At 70.3% G+C, this 15,697-nt stretch carries 17 protein-coding genes; 7 read left to right on the top strand and 10 right to left on the bottom strand.

Annotation, left to right across the window (positions count from 1 at the left end; translation table 11 throughout):
* Positions 1–150 precede the first annotated feature (150 nt).
* Complete coding sequence (locus ACTFTM_RS15540; protein ID WP_449566472.1) at positions 151–1,956, top strand: protein-arginine deiminase family protein; 1,806 nt, start codon at positions 151–153, stop codon at positions 1,954–1,956.
* Positions 1,957–2,031: 75 nt separating this feature from the next.
* Here the strand turns inward: ACTFTM_RS15540 and ACTFTM_RS15535 are convergent, their stop codons facing one another.
* The 4 genes from ACTFTM_RS15535 to rfbA all read right to left on the bottom strand — a co-directional run bounded on the left by ACTFTM_RS15535 (position 2,032) and on the right by rfbA (position 5,219).
* The gene (locus ACTFTM_RS15535) at positions 2,032–2,226 is read right to left on the bottom strand and encodes a hypothetical protein (RefSeq protein ID WP_449566471.1); all 195 of its coding nucleotides are present in this window, start codon (positions 2,224–2,226) and stop codon (positions 2,032–2,034) included.
* A gap of 67 nt (positions 2,227–2,293) precedes the next feature.
* Positions 2,294–3,652, bottom strand: a complete 1,359-nt coding sequence (gene pafA, locus ACTFTM_RS15530) for a Pup--protein ligase (RefSeq protein ID WP_449566470.1) — start codon at positions 3,650–3,652, stop codon at positions 2,294–2,296.
* A gap of 68 nt (positions 3,653–3,720) precedes the next feature.
* Positions 3,721–4,344: a dTDP-4-dehydrorhamnose 3,5-epimerase gene (gene rfbC, locus ACTFTM_RS15525; protein WP_449566469.1), complete on the bottom strand. Its 624-nt coding sequence runs from the start codon at positions 4,342–4,344 to the stop codon at positions 3,721–3,723.
* Positions 4,341–5,219, bottom strand: coding sequence for a glucose-1-phosphate thymidylyltransferase RfbA (rfbA, locus tag ACTFTM_RS15520; protein ID WP_449566468.1), 879 nt, complete (start codon positions 5,217–5,219; stop codon positions 4,341–4,343). The genes rfbC and rfbA overlap by 4 nt, the downstream gene beginning before the upstream one ends.
* Positions 5,220–5,306: 87 nt before the next feature.
* Here rfbA and rfbB point away from each other — a divergent pair, with 87 nt between their 5' ends.
* From rfbB to ACTFTM_RS15495, 5 genes are read left to right on the top strand one after another with little or no spacing between them, the layout of a single operon-like run.
* Complete coding sequence (gene rfbB, locus ACTFTM_RS15515; protein ID WP_449566467.1) at positions 5,307–6,308, top strand: dTDP-glucose 4,6-dehydratase; 1,002 nt, start codon at positions 5,307–5,309, stop codon at positions 6,306–6,308.
* Positions 6,305–7,192 carry a dTDP-4-dehydrorhamnose reductase gene (gene rfbD, locus ACTFTM_RS15510; RefSeq protein WP_449566466.1) on the top strand — a complete coding sequence of 296 codons (888 nt, stop codon included), beginning with the start codon at positions 6,305–6,307 and terminating at the stop codon, positions 7,190–7,192. The genes rfbB and rfbD overlap by 4 nt, the downstream gene beginning before the upstream one ends.
* The gene (locus tag ACTFTM_RS15505) at positions 7,189–7,560 is read left to right on the top strand and encodes a DUF2304 family protein (protein ID WP_449566465.1); all 372 of its coding nucleotides are present in this window, start codon (positions 7,189–7,191) and stop codon (positions 7,558–7,560) included. The genes rfbD and ACTFTM_RS15505 overlap by 4 nt, the downstream gene beginning before the upstream one ends.
* Complete coding sequence (locus ACTFTM_RS15500) at positions 7,553–8,254, top strand: glycosyltransferase family 2 protein (RefSeq protein WP_393223495.1); 702 nt, start codon at positions 7,553–7,555, stop codon at positions 8,252–8,254. The genes ACTFTM_RS15505 and ACTFTM_RS15500 overlap by 8 nt, the downstream gene beginning before the upstream one ends.
* Positions 8,251–9,561, top strand: coding sequence for a polysaccharide biosynthesis protein (locus tag ACTFTM_RS15495; RefSeq protein WP_449566464.1), 1,311 nt, complete (start codon positions 8,251–8,253; stop codon positions 9,559–9,561). Before ACTFTM_RS15500 ends, ACTFTM_RS15495 begins: the two co-directional genes overlap by 4 nt.
* A 92-nt stretch (positions 9,562–9,653) precedes the next feature.
* Here the strand turns inward: ACTFTM_RS15495 and ACTFTM_RS15490 are convergent, their stop codons facing one another.
* The gene (locus tag ACTFTM_RS15490; protein WP_449566463.1) at positions 9,654–10,283 is read right to left on the bottom strand and encodes a TetR/AcrR family transcriptional regulator; all 630 of its coding nucleotides are present in this window, start codon (positions 10,281–10,283) and stop codon (positions 9,654–9,656) included.
* Between the two features lie 63 nt (positions 10,284–10,346).
* On the opposite strand from ACTFTM_RS15490, the gene ACTFTM_RS15485 reads away from it, so the two are divergent.
* Positions 10,347–11,168 carry an SDR family NAD(P)-dependent oxidoreductase gene (locus ACTFTM_RS15485; RefSeq protein WP_449566462.1) on the top strand — a complete coding sequence of 274 codons (822 nt, stop codon included), beginning with the start codon at positions 10,347–10,349 and terminating at the stop codon, positions 11,166–11,168.
* Positions 11,169–11,405: 237 nt separating this feature from the next.
* Here the strand turns inward: ACTFTM_RS15485 and prcA are convergent, their stop codons facing one another.
* From prcA to dop, 5 genes are all read right to left on the bottom strand, one after another.
* A complete protein-coding gene (prcA, locus tag ACTFTM_RS15480; protein ID WP_449566461.1) occupies positions 11,406–12,236 on the bottom strand; it encodes a proteasome subunit alpha in 831 nt (276 codons plus the stop codon).
* Between the two features lie 61 nt (positions 12,237–12,297).
* Positions 12,298–13,137 (bottom strand): proteasome subunit beta, encoded by an 840-nt coding sequence (gene prcB / locus ACTFTM_RS15475; RefSeq protein ID WP_433538768.1) that lies wholly within the window; start codon positions 13,135–13,137, stop codon positions 12,298–12,300.
* A complete protein-coding gene (locus ACTFTM_RS15470) occupies positions 13,056–13,727 on the bottom strand; it encodes an endonuclease VII domain-containing protein (protein WP_449566460.1) in 672 nt (223 codons plus the stop codon). Before ACTFTM_RS15470 ends, prcB begins: the two co-directional genes overlap by 82 nt.
* 6 nt (positions 13,728–13,733) lie before the next feature.
* Positions 13,734–13,949, bottom strand: a complete 216-nt coding sequence (locus tag ACTFTM_RS15465) for a ubiquitin-like protein Pup (protein WP_088948111.1) — start codon at positions 13,947–13,949, stop codon at positions 13,734–13,736.
* Between the two features lie 105 nt (positions 13,950–14,054).
* The gene (dop, locus tag ACTFTM_RS15460; RefSeq protein ID WP_449566459.1) at positions 14,055–15,572 is read right to left on the bottom strand and encodes a depupylase/deamidase Dop; all 1,518 of its coding nucleotides are present in this window, start codon (positions 15,570–15,572) and stop codon (positions 14,055–14,057) included.
* Between the last annotated feature and the right edge of the window lie 125 nt (positions 15,573–15,697).

Below are 15,697 nucleotides of genomic sequence, written 5' to 3'. Positions count from 1 at the left end.
GTCACCGGCGGACGCCGGCACGACGGTTGGGCGGAGAGCCGACCACACCGGCCCGTGTCCCGGACCGCCCGGGTGGGCGAGGCGATCCACGAACAGTTCCCAACCGGAGTCTGACCGGTTCCTGACAAGTCGTCGTTAGCGTCCACGCCCATGAATCGATCCACCACGTGGGCGGTGGCCGGCATGACCGCCGTCGCCCTGACCGTCGCGCCCGTTCCGGCCTCGGCCGCGGACAGCATCGGCGCCCAGCTCCAGGAGGTCACTCCGGGCGGGATGTTCCTGGCCAACATCGACGACGACGCGAACGCCTGCCGGTCGGCGGCCCAGCGGATCACGAACGAGGCGGTGGCCCGCGAGGAGGCCAACGAGCAGCGTTTCAGCGACGAGAAGGATGCCCTCGCCGAACTACCGGACCAGGAGCAGGCCGAGAAGGACTTCCTGGCCCTGCGGCGGTCGCACCGGTGGGAGCAGAACCTCGCCGACCGGCAGTTGGCCGCGTGCAACGACGCCGCCGACACGGTGGTGAACGGTGCCGCGGACGAGCGGGACCTGTTCCGGTTGCGGGTGACGCCCTGGTCGAACGCGCCGGCCACCGCCACCGCGAGGGTGACGACGAGCGGCCGGGTGCGACTGTTCGTGAAGCGGGCCGGCTGGGAGGTGGCGGACGTCCTGACGCTCGCCGAGCTGCGCCGCGGCGTCGACCTGGGCCTGGAGGGCACCGACGTCGTGCGGGACCGGGCCGACTGGGACGGCACGGCGGTGGTCACCCTGACCGTCACCGTCGCGGGCGAAGCCACCACCCGGGTGGTACGGCTGCGGGCCGCACCCGTGCTCACCCAGCTCAACACGCAACGACTGCAACGTGTGTTCGCCGCCGAGTCCGATGACGAGGACACTCTCGGCTGGCATGCCGAGGTCGCCAAGGTGGCGCCGCTGACCACCCTGGCCACCCCCGACGACGGCTGGACGCAGGACCTGTTCGAACCGGCGTACCAGAAGGTCGACGGGCACGGCATGCGGGTGCTCGTGCCCTCGGTGAACGACCGGCACCGGCAGGCCGCCCGCGTCGCCTACACCCAGCTGCGGGGACGCGACGTGGCGGTGGTGCACATCGCCGACGTGCCGCAGGCCGACAGCAACGACGACAACACGTACGACTCGATGGGCAACCTGGAGACCATGCCGCCAACGCCGGGGCACCCGAACGGGACGATCGTGGTGGGTGGCACGCCCTCGGCGCAGGTCATGACGTTCTTCCGGGCGCAGGGCGCGCAGGACGTGGTCACGGTGGACACCGGCTGGCTCACCGTCGGGCACGTCGACGAGTTCATCCAGTTCCTGCCCGTCGCCGACGGGTGGAAGGCGATCGTCGCCGATCCGGCCGCCGGCCTCACGATGCTGGCCGGTGTGCCGCAGAAGGAGAAGCTGCACGGCAACCTGCCGACGTTGGAGTGGCCCTACGACGAGCGCATCGACCAGCGCACCGTCGCCGAGTTCCGCGCCGACGACCAGTTCGTCGACACCAACCGCATCGCCGCCCGGCGGATCGAGCAGAACATCACCACGCTGGGACTGCCGGCGTCGAGGATCGTCCGGATCCCGGTCCTGTTCACCGCCCGCAGCCTCGACTGGGCGCTGGCACAGAGCGCGATCGACGGCATGGACGACGGACCGGAGAGGGACGAGGCGATCGTCGCTCTCAACGCCATGCGGTACGCCGTCGGCGAGACCCCCAACCTGATCAACGGGCTGGTGGTCAACGGCAACCGGTACGTCGCGCCCAAACCGTACGGTCCTCTGCTCGGCGGCCACGACGTGTTCGAGACCGCCGCCACCCAGGCGCTGGCGAAGGTGGGTTACCAGGTCAGCTACGCGGACGATCTCACCTCCGCGCACGTCGGCGAAGGCGAGATCCACTGCTCCACGAACGTGTTCCGCGACTACCTCGGCTCGTGACCGACGTACGACGTCGGGCGGGCGGGCGGCGAACGGGGTGAGCCCGGCACGCTGACCGGACCGGCTGGACGCGGTTCAGGAGAGGAAGATCAGGGCGAGCCAACCGCCCACGATGAGCACCAACGCCACGGCCAGCACCCAGGTCGGCACGGTGTACTCACCGCGCCGGTTGCGCTCGATCTCGGCGCGGATCTTCTCCCGCCGGCGCTCGACCCAGTTCTGCCGCTCGGCGCCGCGGTCGGAGGGTTCGGATGGTCCAGAAGTCGTCATGGCGCGCTCAGCCTACCGGTCGCGCCGGCCCCGTCGGCGTACACCACCGTCGGGGCCGGCGGACCCGTCACATGCTGGCGATCAGCCGCTCCACCCGCTCGTCGTACGCCCGGAACGGGTCCTTGCAGAGCACGGTGCGCTGCGCCTGGTCGTTGAGCTTCAGGTGCACCCAGTCGACGGTGAAGTCGCGCCGCTTCTCCTGGGCGTGCCGGATGAACTCGCCGCGCAGGCGCGCCCGGGTGGTCTGCGGCGGGGTCTCCTTGGCCTCGAAGATCTCCGGGTCGGTGGCGACCCGGTCCACCTCGCCGCGGCGCTCCAACAGCCCGTAGAGGCCACGGCCACGGCGCACGTCGTGGTACGCCAGGTCCATCTGCGCCACCCGGGGGTGCGACAGCGGCAGGTCGTGCTTGCGCTGGTACCGCTCGATCAGCCGCAGCTTGCTCACCCAGTCGATCTCGCGCGAGACCGGCTCCAGGTCCCCGCTCTCCACCGCGTGCAGCACCCGGCCCCACAGCTCGACCACCCGCTTGGCGGCCTGGTCGCCGCCGCGGCGCTCGACGAACTCGGTGGCCTTGGCCAGGTACTCCTGCTGGATGTCCAGCGCGCTGACCTCCTTGCCGGAGGCCAGGCGCACCTTGCGGCGGCCGGTGATGTCGTGCGACACCTCGCGGATCGCCCGGATCGGGTTCTCCAGCGACAGGTCCCGCATGACCACGCCGGCCTCGATCATCCGCAGCACGATGTCGGCCGTGCCGACCTTGAGCAGAGTGGTGACCTCGTTCATGTTCGAGTCGCCGACGATCACGTGCAGGCGCCGGTAGCGCTCGGCGTCGGCGTGCGGCTCGTCCCGGGTGTTGATGATCGGGCGACTGCGGGTGGTCGCCGACGAGACGCCCTCCCAGATGTGCTCGGCCCGCTGCGAGAGGCAGTAGACCGCGCCGCGCGGTGTCTGCAACACCTTGCCGGCCCCGCAGATCAACTGCCGGGTCACCAGGAACGGGATGAGCACGTCGGCGAGCCGACCGAACTCCCCGTGCCGGGAGACCAGGTAGTTCTCGTGGCAGCCGTACGAGTTGCCGGCCGAGTCGGTGTTGTTCTTGAACAGGTAGATCTCACCCGCGATGCCCTCGTCGTGCAGCCGCTTCTCCGCGTCGACGAGCAGCCCCTCCAGGATCCGCTCGCCGGCCCGGTCGTGGGCCACCAGGTCGGTCACCGAGTCGCACTCCGGTGTCGCGTACTCCGGGTGCGACCCGACGTCCAGGTAGAGACGGGCCCCGTTGCGCAGGAACACGTTGCTCGACCGACCCCAGGACACGACGCGCCGGAACAGATACCGGGCGACCTCGTCCGGGGACAGCCTCCGCTGCCCGCGATAGGTGCAGGTGACGCCGTACTCGGTCTCGAGGCCGAAGATTCGCCGCTCCATGATGAGACATTAGCCGCCCGGAGGCCCGGTTCGTCACTGTCACACCACAGGTCGTGCCCGAGGGGTGGTCACATACCGGCTGAGTGCGACATTCCGTCCGGTCCGAGGCTCGTCACGAACCGCCGGCAGGCGTCGTACTCCGGCAGCAGGCCGCTCCCGCGGGCCTGCGCGAGGGTCGGCGCGGCGTCGTCGCGGGCGGACAGCAGCGGGGTGTCGGCGGGCCACTCGATGCCCAGGTCCTCATCGAGCGGGTGCACCGCGTGCTCGCCGGTCGGGTTGTACGTGGCCGAGCACAGGTAGGTGAGCGTCGCGTCGTCGGTCAGCGCGCAGAATCCGTGCCCCAGCCCCTCGCTGAGGTAGACGGCCCGCCGGTCGGTGTCGTCCAGCCGGACGCCCTCCCAGCGGCCGAACGTCGGCGAGCCCACCCGCAGGTCGACGATCACGTCGAGGACCGCTCCGCGCACGCAGGTCACGTACTTGGCCTGCCCGGGCGGCACGTCGGCGAAGTGGATGCCGCGCACCACGCCGCGCGCGGAGACCGACAGGTTGGCCTGGGCCAGGCGCAGCGGATGCCCCACCACCTCGGCGAGCTTGTCGAAGCGGTACCACTCCATGAACATGCCGCGCGGGTCGCCGTGCTGCTGGGGGGTGATCTCCCAGGCGCCCTCGATGCTCAGCTCGCGCAGCTTCACCAGGACACCCCGTTGCCGTCCAGCAGGCCGAGCAGGTAGTCGCCGTACCCGCTCTTGGTCAGCGGCGCGGCCAGCGCGCGCAACTGGTCATCGTCGATGAGGCCGGCCCGCCAGGCCACCTCCTCGATGCAGCCGATCTTGAGGCCCTGCCGCTCCTCGACCACCCGGACGAACTCGGCGGCCTGCATCATCGAGGTGAAGGTGCCGGTGTCCAGCCACGCGGTGCCGCGATCGAGCACCGTCACCGACAGCTCGCCGGTCTCCCGGTACACCTCGTTGACGGCGGTGATCTCCAGCTCGCCACGAGCGCTCGGGGTGAGCTTGCGGGCGATGTCGACCACCCGATTGTCGTAGAAGTACAGGCCGGGCACCGCGTAGCGGGACTTCGGCAGGGCCGGCTTCTCCTCGATCGAGAGCACCCGGCCGTCGGCGTCGAAGTCGACCACGCCGTACTCCTGCGGATTGGCCACCTGGTACGCGAAGACCCGGCCGCCGACGGGGTCACCGTGGTCGGCGAGCTGCCGGCCCAGCCCCACGCCGTGGAAGATGTTGTCGCCGAGGATCAACGCCACCGACTCGTCACCGATGAAGTCCGCACCAAGAATGAACGCCTGCGCGATGCCCTCCGGGCGCTCCTGGCTGACATATTCCAGCCGCAACCCGAACTGGCTGCCGTCGCCGAGCAGCCGACGGAACTGGTCCTGGTCCTCCGGTGTCGTGATCACCAGGATCTCCCGGACCCCGGACATCACCAGTGTGGAGAGCGGGTAGTAGATCATCGGTTTGTCGAAGACCGGCATCAGCTGCTTGGACACTGCCCGGGTGATCGGCCAGAGCCGGGAACCGGTGCCGCCGGCGAGTAGGATTCCACGCACCGGCGAAGCCTACCGGCACGGCTACGGAACGTGCGTGGGGGTCGCGTCCCACGTCCGCCGACGAACGTCGCGTACACTTTCGGACCCGTGAGGATCCTCGTCACCGGCGGAGCCGGATTCATCGGGTCGGAGTACGTTCGACTGCTGCTGGGCAAACCCCTGGGCAGTGCCGAGGGCGTGCCCCCGCTCGAACCGGCGGTCGTGACCGTGCTCGACAAGTTGACCTACTCGGGCAACCGGGCCAACCTCGACCCGGTCCGCGACGACCCTCGCCTGCGGTTCGTGCAGGGTGACATCTGCGACCCAGTCGTGGTCGACGAGGTCGTCGCCGACCACGACGTGATCGTGCACTTCGCCGCCGAGTCGCACGTCGACCGCTCGATCGCCGGCGCCGCGCCGTTCGTCACCACCAACGTGCTCGGCACGCAGACCCTGCTCGACGCGGCGCTGCGGCACGGCAGCGTCCGGTTCGTGCACGTCTCCACCGACGAGGTGTACGGCTCGATCGACGAGGGCTCCTGGACGGAGACCTGGCCCCTCGCCCCGAACTCCCCGTACTCGGCGTCCAAGGCCGGCTCCGACCTGCTCGCGCTGGCCTACCACCGCACCCACGGCATGGACGTGGTCGTCACCCGCTGCTCCAACAACTACGGTCCGTACCAGTTCCCGGAGAAGGTCATCCCGCTGTTCGTGACCAACCTGCTCGACGGCGGGACGGTTCCGCTGTACGGCGACGGCGGCAACATCCGCGACTGGCTGCACGTGCACGACCACTGCCGGGGCATCGCGCTGGTCCAGCAGAAGGGTCGCGCCGGCGAGGTCTACAACATCGGCGGCGGCACCGAGCTGACCAACAAGGAGCTGACCGGTCGGCTGCTGGACGCCTGCGGCGCTGACTGGGACCGGGTCGTCCCGGTCACCGACCGCAAGGGCCACGACCGCCGGTACTCCCTCGACATCAGCAAGATCAGCGAAGAGCTGGGCTACCAGCCCAGCATCACCCTCGACGACGGCCTCGCCGACACCGTGCGCTGGTACCAGGAGAACCGGGCCTGGTGGGAGCCGCTGAAGTCGGCCCCCACCGCATGACCCGACTACTCGTCACCGGCGCCGGGGGGATGCTCGGCCGGGACCTGGTCACCGTCCTGGAGACCCGGCCCGACCTGAAGGTCACCGCCGCCGCCCGTGCCGACCTGGACGTCACCGACCCCACTGCGGTCCGCCACGCCGTCGCCGGACACGACGTCGTGATCAACGCCGCCGCGTGGACCAACGTCGACGGCGCGGAAGCCAACGAGGCGGCGGCCACCGCCGTCAACGGCCACGGCGTGGCGAACCTCGCCGCGGCGTGCGCCACCAGCGGCACCCGGTTGATCCAGGTCTCCACCGACTACGTCCTCGCCGGCGACGCCGACTCCCCCTACCCGGAGGACGCGCCCACCGCGCCCGTCAACGCGTACGGCCGGAGCAAGCTGGTCGGCGAACAGGCCGTCGCGCGGCTGCTGCCTGACACCGGGTACGTGGTCCGCACCGCCTGGCTGTACGGGGCGCACGGGCCGAACTTCGTGGCCACCATGCTGCGGCTCGCCGACCAGCACGAACACCTCGACGTGGTCGACGACCAGCGCGGGCAACCCACCTGGTCGTACCGGCTCGCCGAGCGGATGGTCGCGCTCGCCGACGCCGCCCTGGCCGGTCACGCTGCTCCCGGCGTTTACCACGGCACCTGCGCCGGCGATACCACCTGGTACGGGCTGGCCCGCGCCGCGTTCACGGTGGCCGGTCTGGACCCGGACCGGATCCGACCCACCACCAGCGACCGGTATCCTCGTCCCGCTCCCCGTCCGGCGTACAGTGTGCTAGGGCACAACCGCTGGGCGGCCGCGGGTCTGCCGCCACTTCCGGACTGGCACTCCACCCTGGTTGACGCGTTCCACTCCCCCGCTCCACCCGCCCCGTGGAAGGTCGCATGAAGCTCACCCTCGTCACCGGCTTGACCGGCCTGATTCTGCTCGGCACCATCGTCGAGCTGCTGCGCCGTCGTCAGCTGCGCGAGAAGTACGGCATGCTCTGGCTCGCCGTGCTGATCATCGTGATCCCGTTGTCCCTGTTCCCCCGGCTGCTCGACAACGTCGCCGAACTCCTCGGCGTCGCCTCCGGTGTCAGCCTGGTGCTCTTCCTCGGCATCGTCTTCCTGCTGCTGGTGTGCGTACACCTCAGCTGGGAGGTCAGCGCCCTGGAGGAAGAGACCCGCACCCTGGCAGAAGACTTCGCTCTGCTCCGCGCCGAGATCGACGCGGACCGGGCGGCCCGAGACGAACTGGTGTCCAGCGATGGTTAACGGCAAGCGGGTCCTGATCATCATCCCGGCGCTCAACGAGTCCGGCTCGATCGCCGACGTCGTCGGCGAGGTCCGCGGCGAACTGCCGGGCGTCGACGTGCTCGTGGTCGACGACGGCTCCACCGACCGCACCGCCGCCGTCGCCTCCGCCGCCGGCGCCCGGGTGGCGAAGCTCCCGTACAACCTCGGTGTCGGCGGCGCCATGCGGGTGGGGTACCGGTACGCCCGCGATCACGACTACGACGTGGCCATCCAGATCGACGCGGACGGCCAGCACGACCCCCGCTACGTGCCGAAGCTCGTCGACCTGCTCGACGAGACCGACCTGGTGATCGGCGCCCGGTTCGCCGGCGAGGGCGACTACAACGTCCGCGGCCCCCGCCGCTGGGCCATGGTCATGCTCTCCGGCGTCCTCTCCCGCGTCGCCCGCACGAAGCTCACCGACACCACGTCCGGTTTCCGCGCCGCCAATCGCCGCGTGATCGAGATGTTCGCCACCTGGTATCCGGTGGAATACCTGGGTGACACGGTCGAGACGCTCGTGCACACCGCCCGGCGGGGCTACACCATCCGCCAGGTGCCGGTGGCGATGCGCAAGCGGATGGCCGGCACCCCCAGCCACTCCCCGGCCAAGGCCATGATCTACCTCGGTCGGGCCTTCGCCGTCCTCACGTTGGCGCTCATTCGCCGGTGATCCGGCGGCTGCTGAGTCTGGTCCCACCGGGCACCGTCGCCGTCGGCGCCGGCCTGGCCCTGCTGGGGCTCGCCTCCTACGTTCACCTGGCCGTCGCCGGGCACAGCCTCACCGAGGCCGACTACTCGTCGCTCGCGGCGCTCTGGACGATCGTCTTCACCCTCGGCATCGGCCTGTTCATGCCCGTCGAACAGGAGGTCGCCCGGCTCGTCGCCGGCCGGCACAGCCAGGGCCTCACCCCCGGGCCCGTACTGGCCCGGGGGGCCGCCCTGGCCCTCGGCCTCCTCGTCGCGGTCGTCGCGCTGATCATCGTCGCCTGGGCCCCGCTCGCCGACCGGCTCTTCGCCGGCGACAACCGCATGGTCGCCGTCCTGATCGGGTCGCTCGCCGCGCTCGCCGTCGCGCACACCACCCGCGGTGTGCTCTCCGGCCTGCAACTGTTCCCCCGGTACGGCACCCAACTCGGCGTCGACGGCGGCCTGCGCATCGCCCTCGTCGCCCTGCTCGGCCTGACCGGCGTCACCTCCCCCATCTGGTTCGGCGCGGTGCTGATCGCCGCGCCGCTGATCGGCGTGGCCGTCACCGCCGCACCGGTGCTGCGGGCCGTCGGCGGCGGCGTACCCGTCGCCTGGGCCGCGTTCCTGCGTGGCCTCGGCCTGCTCATCGCGTCCAGCCTGCTCTCCCAGGTCGTCGTCAACATCGGCGTGATCAACGTCAAGGTGCTGGACCCGTCCGACGTGGCCACCGCCGGCGCGCTGCTCTCCGCGCTGGTGCTGGTCCGGATCCCGCTGTTCGTCTTCGCGTCGCTCCAGGCGTCCCTGCTGCCCGGCCTCGCCACCTCCGCCGCCACCGGTGACCGCGCGGCCTTCAACAGTCTCCTGCGCCGAGCCCTGGGCATCGTCACCGCGCTCGGCCTCACCGGCGCCGTGCTCGCCGTCCTACTCGGCCCGTGGCTGGTGCAGACCCTCTTCGACGCGCCCGACGTCCTCGGCCACGGTGACTTCGCCTGGCTCGCCGCGGCCACCCTCGCCTACCTCTGGGCGATGGTCCTCGGCCAGGCGCTGCTGGCCCTGGACCGGCACCGGGCGCAGGCGGTCGCCTGGGCCGTCGGCGTGGCCGCGCTGGTCGCCGCCACGCTCGCCCCGGTCGCCACCGCGCTGCGGGTCGAACTCGGCTACGCCATCGGGTCCGTCGTGGTCGCCGCCACCATGGCCGCCCTGCTCCGCGCCCGCACCAGCGGCCCGGCGCCCGTGCACACCACCACCGCCCGCGAGGCGGTCGCGCCCGGGGTGACCGGCACTCCCTGATCCACCCGGTCCAACCGCGCTGTCCACGGCGGCACCGACGTAGTGATCTTGGAAGGAATCGTCCCTGAGGGGCCGATTCCTTCCAAGATCTCTCATGCCGTCGAGTCCAGATTCGCGTGCCGGCCGTAACGCGCCACCATGGTGCGAACGGCGTCCTCCACCACCACGCGCACGCGCTCCGGGGTCACCGTCCATCCCGGGACCAGCAGGCTCGGCCAGAACAGGTAGTTGGAGATCATCCCGAGGAACTGCGTGGTGGCCATCTGCGGGTCCGCGATGTCCGCCGTCCCCGCGTCGCGCTCCGCCACGAGGTAGGCCCGAACCGTCTCGAAGTACGGCAGCTTGCCCTCCGCGAAGTGTGCCTTGGCCAGCTCCGGAAAGCGGGGCAACTCGGCGATGACGATGCGGAACAGATCCACCATCCCCGGCCGGCCCAACAGCGCGGCGTAGTGCCGGCCGAGCACGGTCAGGCCGGCTCTCAGGTCACCCACCGACGGCACCTCGGCGTCATCCTCAGCGGCCCAGGAGTCGATGACGATGGCGTCGAACAGTGCCGCCTTCGTCGGGAACTGCTTGAACAAGGTCGCCTTCGACACCCCGGCCTCCTCGGCGATGCGCGCCAGCGACGCCCGGTCGTAGCCCAGCTCGAGGAACAGCTGCGTGGCGGCCCGCACGATCAGCGCGCGCTTCTGCTGAGCCACCCGCTGGTGATAGGTCGTCATGCGGTCATCATAGCGAGGTGAGTGGGTTGACTCACCACCCACCGACGACGTACCGTCGCCAAGGTGAGTCGCCTGACTCACCACTGCTCGCTGACGGAGGACCGCATGTCCCGCTTCACCGCTCACACTGTTCTCGTCACCGGCGGCACCGGCGGGCAGGGCGCCAGCCACGTACGCGCCTTCCACGCCGAGGGCGCCAACGTCGTCATCGGGGCCATCGACGCCGAGCGCGGCGCGGCCCTCGCCGCCGAACTGGGCGACCGAGCGCTTTTCGTACGCCTCGACGTCTCCGACGAGAAGTCCTGGGCCGACGCCGTCGCGGCGACCGAGGAAGCTTTCGGCGCGCTCACCATCCTGGTCAACAACGCCGGGGTGCAGAACCCGCCGGCCCTCATCGAGTCCACCGACCAGGCCACCTGGAGCCGTATCCTCGACATCAACCTCACCGGCACCTTCCTCGGCATCAAGGCCGCCGCACCGGCGCTACGGCGAGCGGGCGGCGGAAGCATCGTCAACATCGCCTCCACCATGGGCACCGGCGGCACCGCCTTCTACGCGCCCTACGTCGCCAGCAAGTGGGCCGTCCGCGGCCTCACCCAGACCGCCGCCCTCGAACTCGGTCGCGACAACATCCGCGTCAACACCATCCTCCCCGGCGTCGTCGCCACCGCGTTCATCACCGAACCAGCAGCCGGCGCGGACGCCCCGATCGCCGACTTCTACACCCCCGAGCCGTTCGCCGTCCCCCGGCTCGGACAGCCCGCCGACATCACCGCGACGCTGCTGTTCCTCGCCTCGCCCGACGCCGCCTTCATCACCGGCGCCGAGCACATCGTCGACGGCGGGCTCCTCCTCGGACCCGCCCTCAAGAACGAGCCCGCGTAACGTCGCTGCCGAACCTGCCGTCGGAGATCACGCCCGTGGCCGGCACCCGCGGCCGGACCGCGTCGATCTTGCATCTTCTGTCGTGACCAATGCCCACAGAAGGTGCATCACGGCAACCGCAAGTGCAAGATCGGCGAGCCTTGAGCGGGGCAGCGCGGGGGGGTCGGCGTTCTCGCGGTGGCGAACGCACGGGGCGGGCGGCCCATTCTCGGGCCGCCCGCCGCCACACGTCAGGTGCTACTTGCCGTCCGCCGGCTTGTCCTCCAGGTCAGCCGAGCCCGCCGACGTCGTCGGCTTGTGCGCCTCCGTGGTCGGCTGCGCCGGCGTGTCCGGCCCACCCGCCTCAGCCGGCTCCTCCGCCGCCGCGACATCACCGTCGAGCAGCGCCGTCAACGCCGCCCCCGTGATCCGGCGGAACGTACGCCCCACCCGCTGACGGTCCAGCACCGCCACCTCGAGCTGGTTCGCGGCGATCGTACGGGCCGCGCCACCCTCACCGCCGGCGGTGCTCAACGCCTGCACCGCCACCCGGACCGCCTCCCCGAGGGACATGTCCGCCCGGTGCTGCGACTTCAACACACCGGTGATCGCCTCGGCCTGGCCACCCATCGCCATCCGGCCCGGCTCGTCGTTGACCGACCCGTCGTACGTGAGCCGGTACAGCTCGTCGTCGTCCGGGGTGGACCCGACCTCCGCCACACAGATCTCCACCTCGAAGGGCTTCGACTGCTCGGTGAAGATCGCCCCGAGCGTCTGCGCGAACGCGTTGGCCAGGGCCCGCCCGGTCACGTCACGCCGGTCGTAGCTGAGGCCGTTCAGGTCGGCCATCCGCACACCCGCGCGGCGCAGGTTCTCGAACTCGTTGTACCGGCCGACCGCGGCGAAGCCGATCCGGTCGTAGATCTCACTGACCTTGTGCAGGGCGCTGGAGAGGTTCTCCGCGACGAAGAGCACCCCGCCGGCGTAGCTCAGGACCACCGCGCTGCGACCCCGGGCGATGCCCTTGCGGGCCAGCTCGGAGCGGTCGCGCATGATCTGTTCGGGCGAGGCGTAGAACTGCATGGCCACGGCGGCGGTTCTCCTTACGGCGCTGTGCTGACGACTGCTGACTGGTGGGGGTGAACGGCGCTCATCCGCCCGGGTTCTCCATCCGACCGGCGACCACACCCTCGGCGATCGCCGCCGTCTCGGTGTCGGTCAACCGGCGGGTGCCCTCGGCGGTAGCGGTCATCACCACCGGGTAGATCCGGCGGGTCAGGTCCGGTCCGCCGGTCGCGGTGTCGTCGTCGGCCGCGTCGTAGAGCGCCTCGACCGCGAGCCGGGTCGCGTCCTCGAGAGACAGGCCGGTCCGGAAACGCTTCTTGAGCGCCGACTTGGCGAAGAGCGAGCCGGAGCCGATGGCGTCGTACCCGGTCTCCTCGTACGGGCCACCGGTCACGTCGAAGCTGAAGATCCGCCCGGCGCGCGCCGGGTCACTCGCGGCCAGGTCGAAGCCCGCGAACAGCGGGACCACGGCGAGGCCCTGCATGGCCGCGCCCAGGTTGCCCCGGATCATCGATGCCAGCCGGTTGGCCTTGCCGTCGAGCGAGAGCATCGCGCCCTCGATCTTCTCGTAGTGCTCAAGCTCCACCTGGAACAGACGCATCAGCTCGATACCGATGCCCGCGGTGCCCGCGATGCCGACCAGCGAGTACGCGTCGGCGGGGTGCACCTTCTCGATGTCGCGCTGGGCGATCAGATTGCCCATGGTGGCCCGCCGGTCACCGGCCATCACGACGCCCCCGGCGGCCGAGATGGCCACGATGGTGGTCGCGTGCGGCGCCAGGTCGGCGGCCATGCCCGGCGGCAGCGGCCGACGACCGGGCAGCATCTCGGGCGCCACCCGGCTCAGAAACGTGGTGAAGGAGGACGTCCCCGCGTTGGTGAACACATCTGGTAGACGCCCGGATGGATCAAAGCCCGCTGCCACGTGGTTCCTCTCAGGTACGTGATCGCCCTGGCCAGCCTCGTAGGACTGTCACGGAACTGGCCAAGACCACCGTTGCAGTTGAAGCAGAGTATCCCGCGCACCCACCCGGTGCGATGATCGTGGTCCAGATGTTGCGGGTCCGCGCCGCCACAGATCGCGCAGACCCCGCCCTGCTCGGCCAGAAGCTCCTGAAAGTCCTTCTCCCCAATGCCGTAGCGCCGCCGTAGGTGGTACTCGCGTGTGCCGCCGTAGAGTCGTTGCGCCGTCTCTTTGCCGCGGGCGTTGTGGCAGGGCTTGCAGTAGCTGTGTCGACCACTGGCCTTGGTCGAGGTGGTTGGAAAGTCGTTCAGGGGCTTGATCTGCTCACAGTCTGGACACCATTTGAGGCCTTCACCGACAGGCGTGGGTGACTTCCGCTGCGGGGCGATACCGCGCTTGCGCCGACTTGCCTCCGACCGTGCGGCCGCGCAGATCTTGCAGTAGAAGGCCAGTCCGTCCTTCCGTCGCCGGTCACGGTGGAACTCCGTGCTGGCCAGCGCTCTCTTGCACTGCGGGCACACCTTCTCGACACCGTCCGGCAAATCGGACATGTAGTATCATTCACCTCCTTTCTGTACATACCCCCTCACGAACTCTTCTGCGTTCTCTTCCAGGACGGAGTCGATCTCGTCGAGCAGGTCGTCGACGTCCTCGGTGATCTCGGCGTGCCGCTCGGCCACCTCGGGGTTCGCCTCGGTGGTGACGTCCTCGATCTCCTCGCCCTGGCGGGACTTGCCGGACTGCGACTGGCCGCCGCTGTCATGAGTGGCCATTGCTGCCTCCTCCACGATCGTCTGCGATGAACTTACCTCGCTGGGGCGACGAAAAGCCCGCCGCGCGCCGGCTTGCGGCGCACAGCGGGCATTCGGTTGTCGCGTTCAGCCGCCGGTCAGCGTCTCCAGCAGATCCTTGGCGCTGGCGCAGCGGTCGAACAGGGCCCCGACGTGGGCCCGGGTGCCCCGCTCCGGCTCCATCATCGGCACCCGGACCAGCGACTCGCGGCCCACGTCGAAGATGACCGAGTCCCAGCTCGCGGCGACGACCTCCGAGGCGTACTGCGCGAGGCAGCGGCCCCGGAAGTAGGCCCGGGTGTCCTCGGGGGGCTCGGTCATGGCGCTGCGGGTCTCCTCGTCGGTGAGCAGCGTCTTCATCGCCCCGCGGGAGACGAGCCGGTTGTAGAGGCCCTTCTCCGGACGTACGTCGGAATACTGCAGGTCGACGAGCTGGAGCTTGTGGGAGCCCCAGCCGAGCTTCTCCCGCTCCCGGTAGCCCTCCAGCAGCCGCAGCTTGGCCACCCAGTCCAACTCGTCCACGCAGAGCATCGGGTCGCGGCCGAGGCGGTCCAGTACGCCCTCCCACCGGTCCAGCACGTCGACGGTCTGCTCGTCGACGTCGGCGCCGTAACGGTCGTCGACAAAGGAGCGCACCCGTTCGAGGTACGCCCACTGCACGTCCAGAGCGGTCAGCCGGCGGCCGTCACGCAGCCGCATGAGGTGCGTGAGGGTGGGGTCGTGGCTGACCGCGCGCAGTTCGCTGACCGGGTCGGCGATGCCAAGGTCGGCGCCGAGCGCCTTCTCCTCGATCATGGTGAGGATGAGTGCCGTGGTGCCGACCTTGAGGTAGGTGGAGATTTCCGAGAGGTTGGCGTCGCCGATGATGACGTGCAGCCGGCGGTACTTGTCGGCGTCGGCGTGCGGCTCGTCGCGGGTGTTGATGATCGGTCGCTTGAGGGTGGTCTCGAGGCCGACCTCGACCTCGAAGAAGTCCGCACGTTGGGAGATCTGGAAGCCGCTCTGGCCGCCGTCCTGCCCGATGCCGACGCGGCCGGCGCCGCAGACGATCTGGCGGGTCACGAAGAAGGGTGTCAGGTACGCCACGATGTCGGCGAACGGGGTCTGCCGGCGCATCAGGTAGTTCTCGTGCGCGCCGTAGCTCGCGCCCTTGTTGTCGGTGTTGTTCTTGTAGAGGTGGATGGGCTGGCTGCCGGGAATGGTGGCGGCCCGGCGGGATGCCTCGGCCATCACCCGCTCGCCGGCCTTGTCCCAGCGCACCACGTCGCGGGGGGTGGTGACCTCGGGGGTGGAGTATTCGGGGTGCGCGTGGTCCACGTAGAGGCGTGCGCCGTTGGTGAGTATCACGTTGGCCAGGCCCAGGTCCTCGTCGGCGAGGGCCTCGGCGGGGTCGTAGGCGGCTCCGGAGTAGGTGAAGCCGCGGGCGTCGCGCAGCGGCGACTCCTCCTCGTAGTCCCAACGGGCGCGACCACCCCGGTTGAGTTCGGGCCGCGCGCCGTAGGCGTTGACCACCTGGGACGAGGTGACCATCGGGTTGGCTCCGGCCTGGCCGGGAACGGAGATGCCGTACTCGACCTCGGTGCCCATGATCCGTCTTACGCTCATCGACCTACCCGCTTCGCTCGCCCGACCGGTCCCCGTCACGTCGAGCGTAGTCCGACTGTTCTCCGCGAGGGGCGCGCCGGTGTGGGCGGGTCACGGGTGTCGTGGCGCGCACCCGCCCGCCCACG

It is taken from the genome of Micromonospora sp. RB23, from assembly GCF_053585025.1.
This window is presented reverse-complemented; position numbering and strand designations above follow the sequence as displayed.

Coding starts and splice junctions, on each gene's coding strand:
- ACTFTM_RS15540 (WP_449566472.1), top strand. CDS start 151: ATGAATCGATCCACCACGTGGGCGGTGGCCGGCATGACCGCCGTCGCC.
- ACTFTM_RS15535 (WP_449566471.1), bottom strand. CDS start 2,226: ATGACGACTTCTGGACCATCCGAACCCTCCGACCGCGGCGCCGAGCGG.
- pafA (WP_449566470.1), bottom strand. CDS start 3,652: ATGGAGCGGCGAATCTTCGGCCTCGAGACCGAGTACGGCGTCACCTGC.
- rfbD (WP_449566466.1), top strand. CDS start 6,305: ATGACCCGACTACTCGTCACCGGCGCCGGGGGGATGCTCGGCCGGGAC.
- ACTFTM_RS15505 (WP_449566465.1), top strand. CDS start 7,189: ATGAAGCTCACCCTCGTCACCGGCTTGACCGGCCTGATTCTGCTCGGC.
- ACTFTM_RS15500 (WP_393223495.1), top strand. CDS start 7,553: ATGGTTAACGGCAAGCGGGTCCTGATCATCATCCCGGCGCTCAACGAG.
- ACTFTM_RS15490 (WP_449566463.1), bottom strand. CDS start 10,283: ATGACGACCTATCACCAGCGGGTGGCTCAGCAGAAGCGCGCGCTGATC.
- ACTFTM_RS15470 (WP_449566460.1), bottom strand. CDS start 13,727: ATGTCCGATTTGCCGGACGGTGTCGAGAAGGTGTGCCCGCAGTGCAAG.
- ACTFTM_RS15465 (WP_088948111.1), bottom strand. CDS start 13,949: ATGGCCACTCATGACAGCGGCGGCCAGTCGCAGTCCGGCAAGTCCCGC.
- dop (WP_449566459.1), bottom strand. CDS start 15,572: ATGAGCGTAAGACGGATCATGGGCACCGAGGTCGAGTACGGCATCTCC.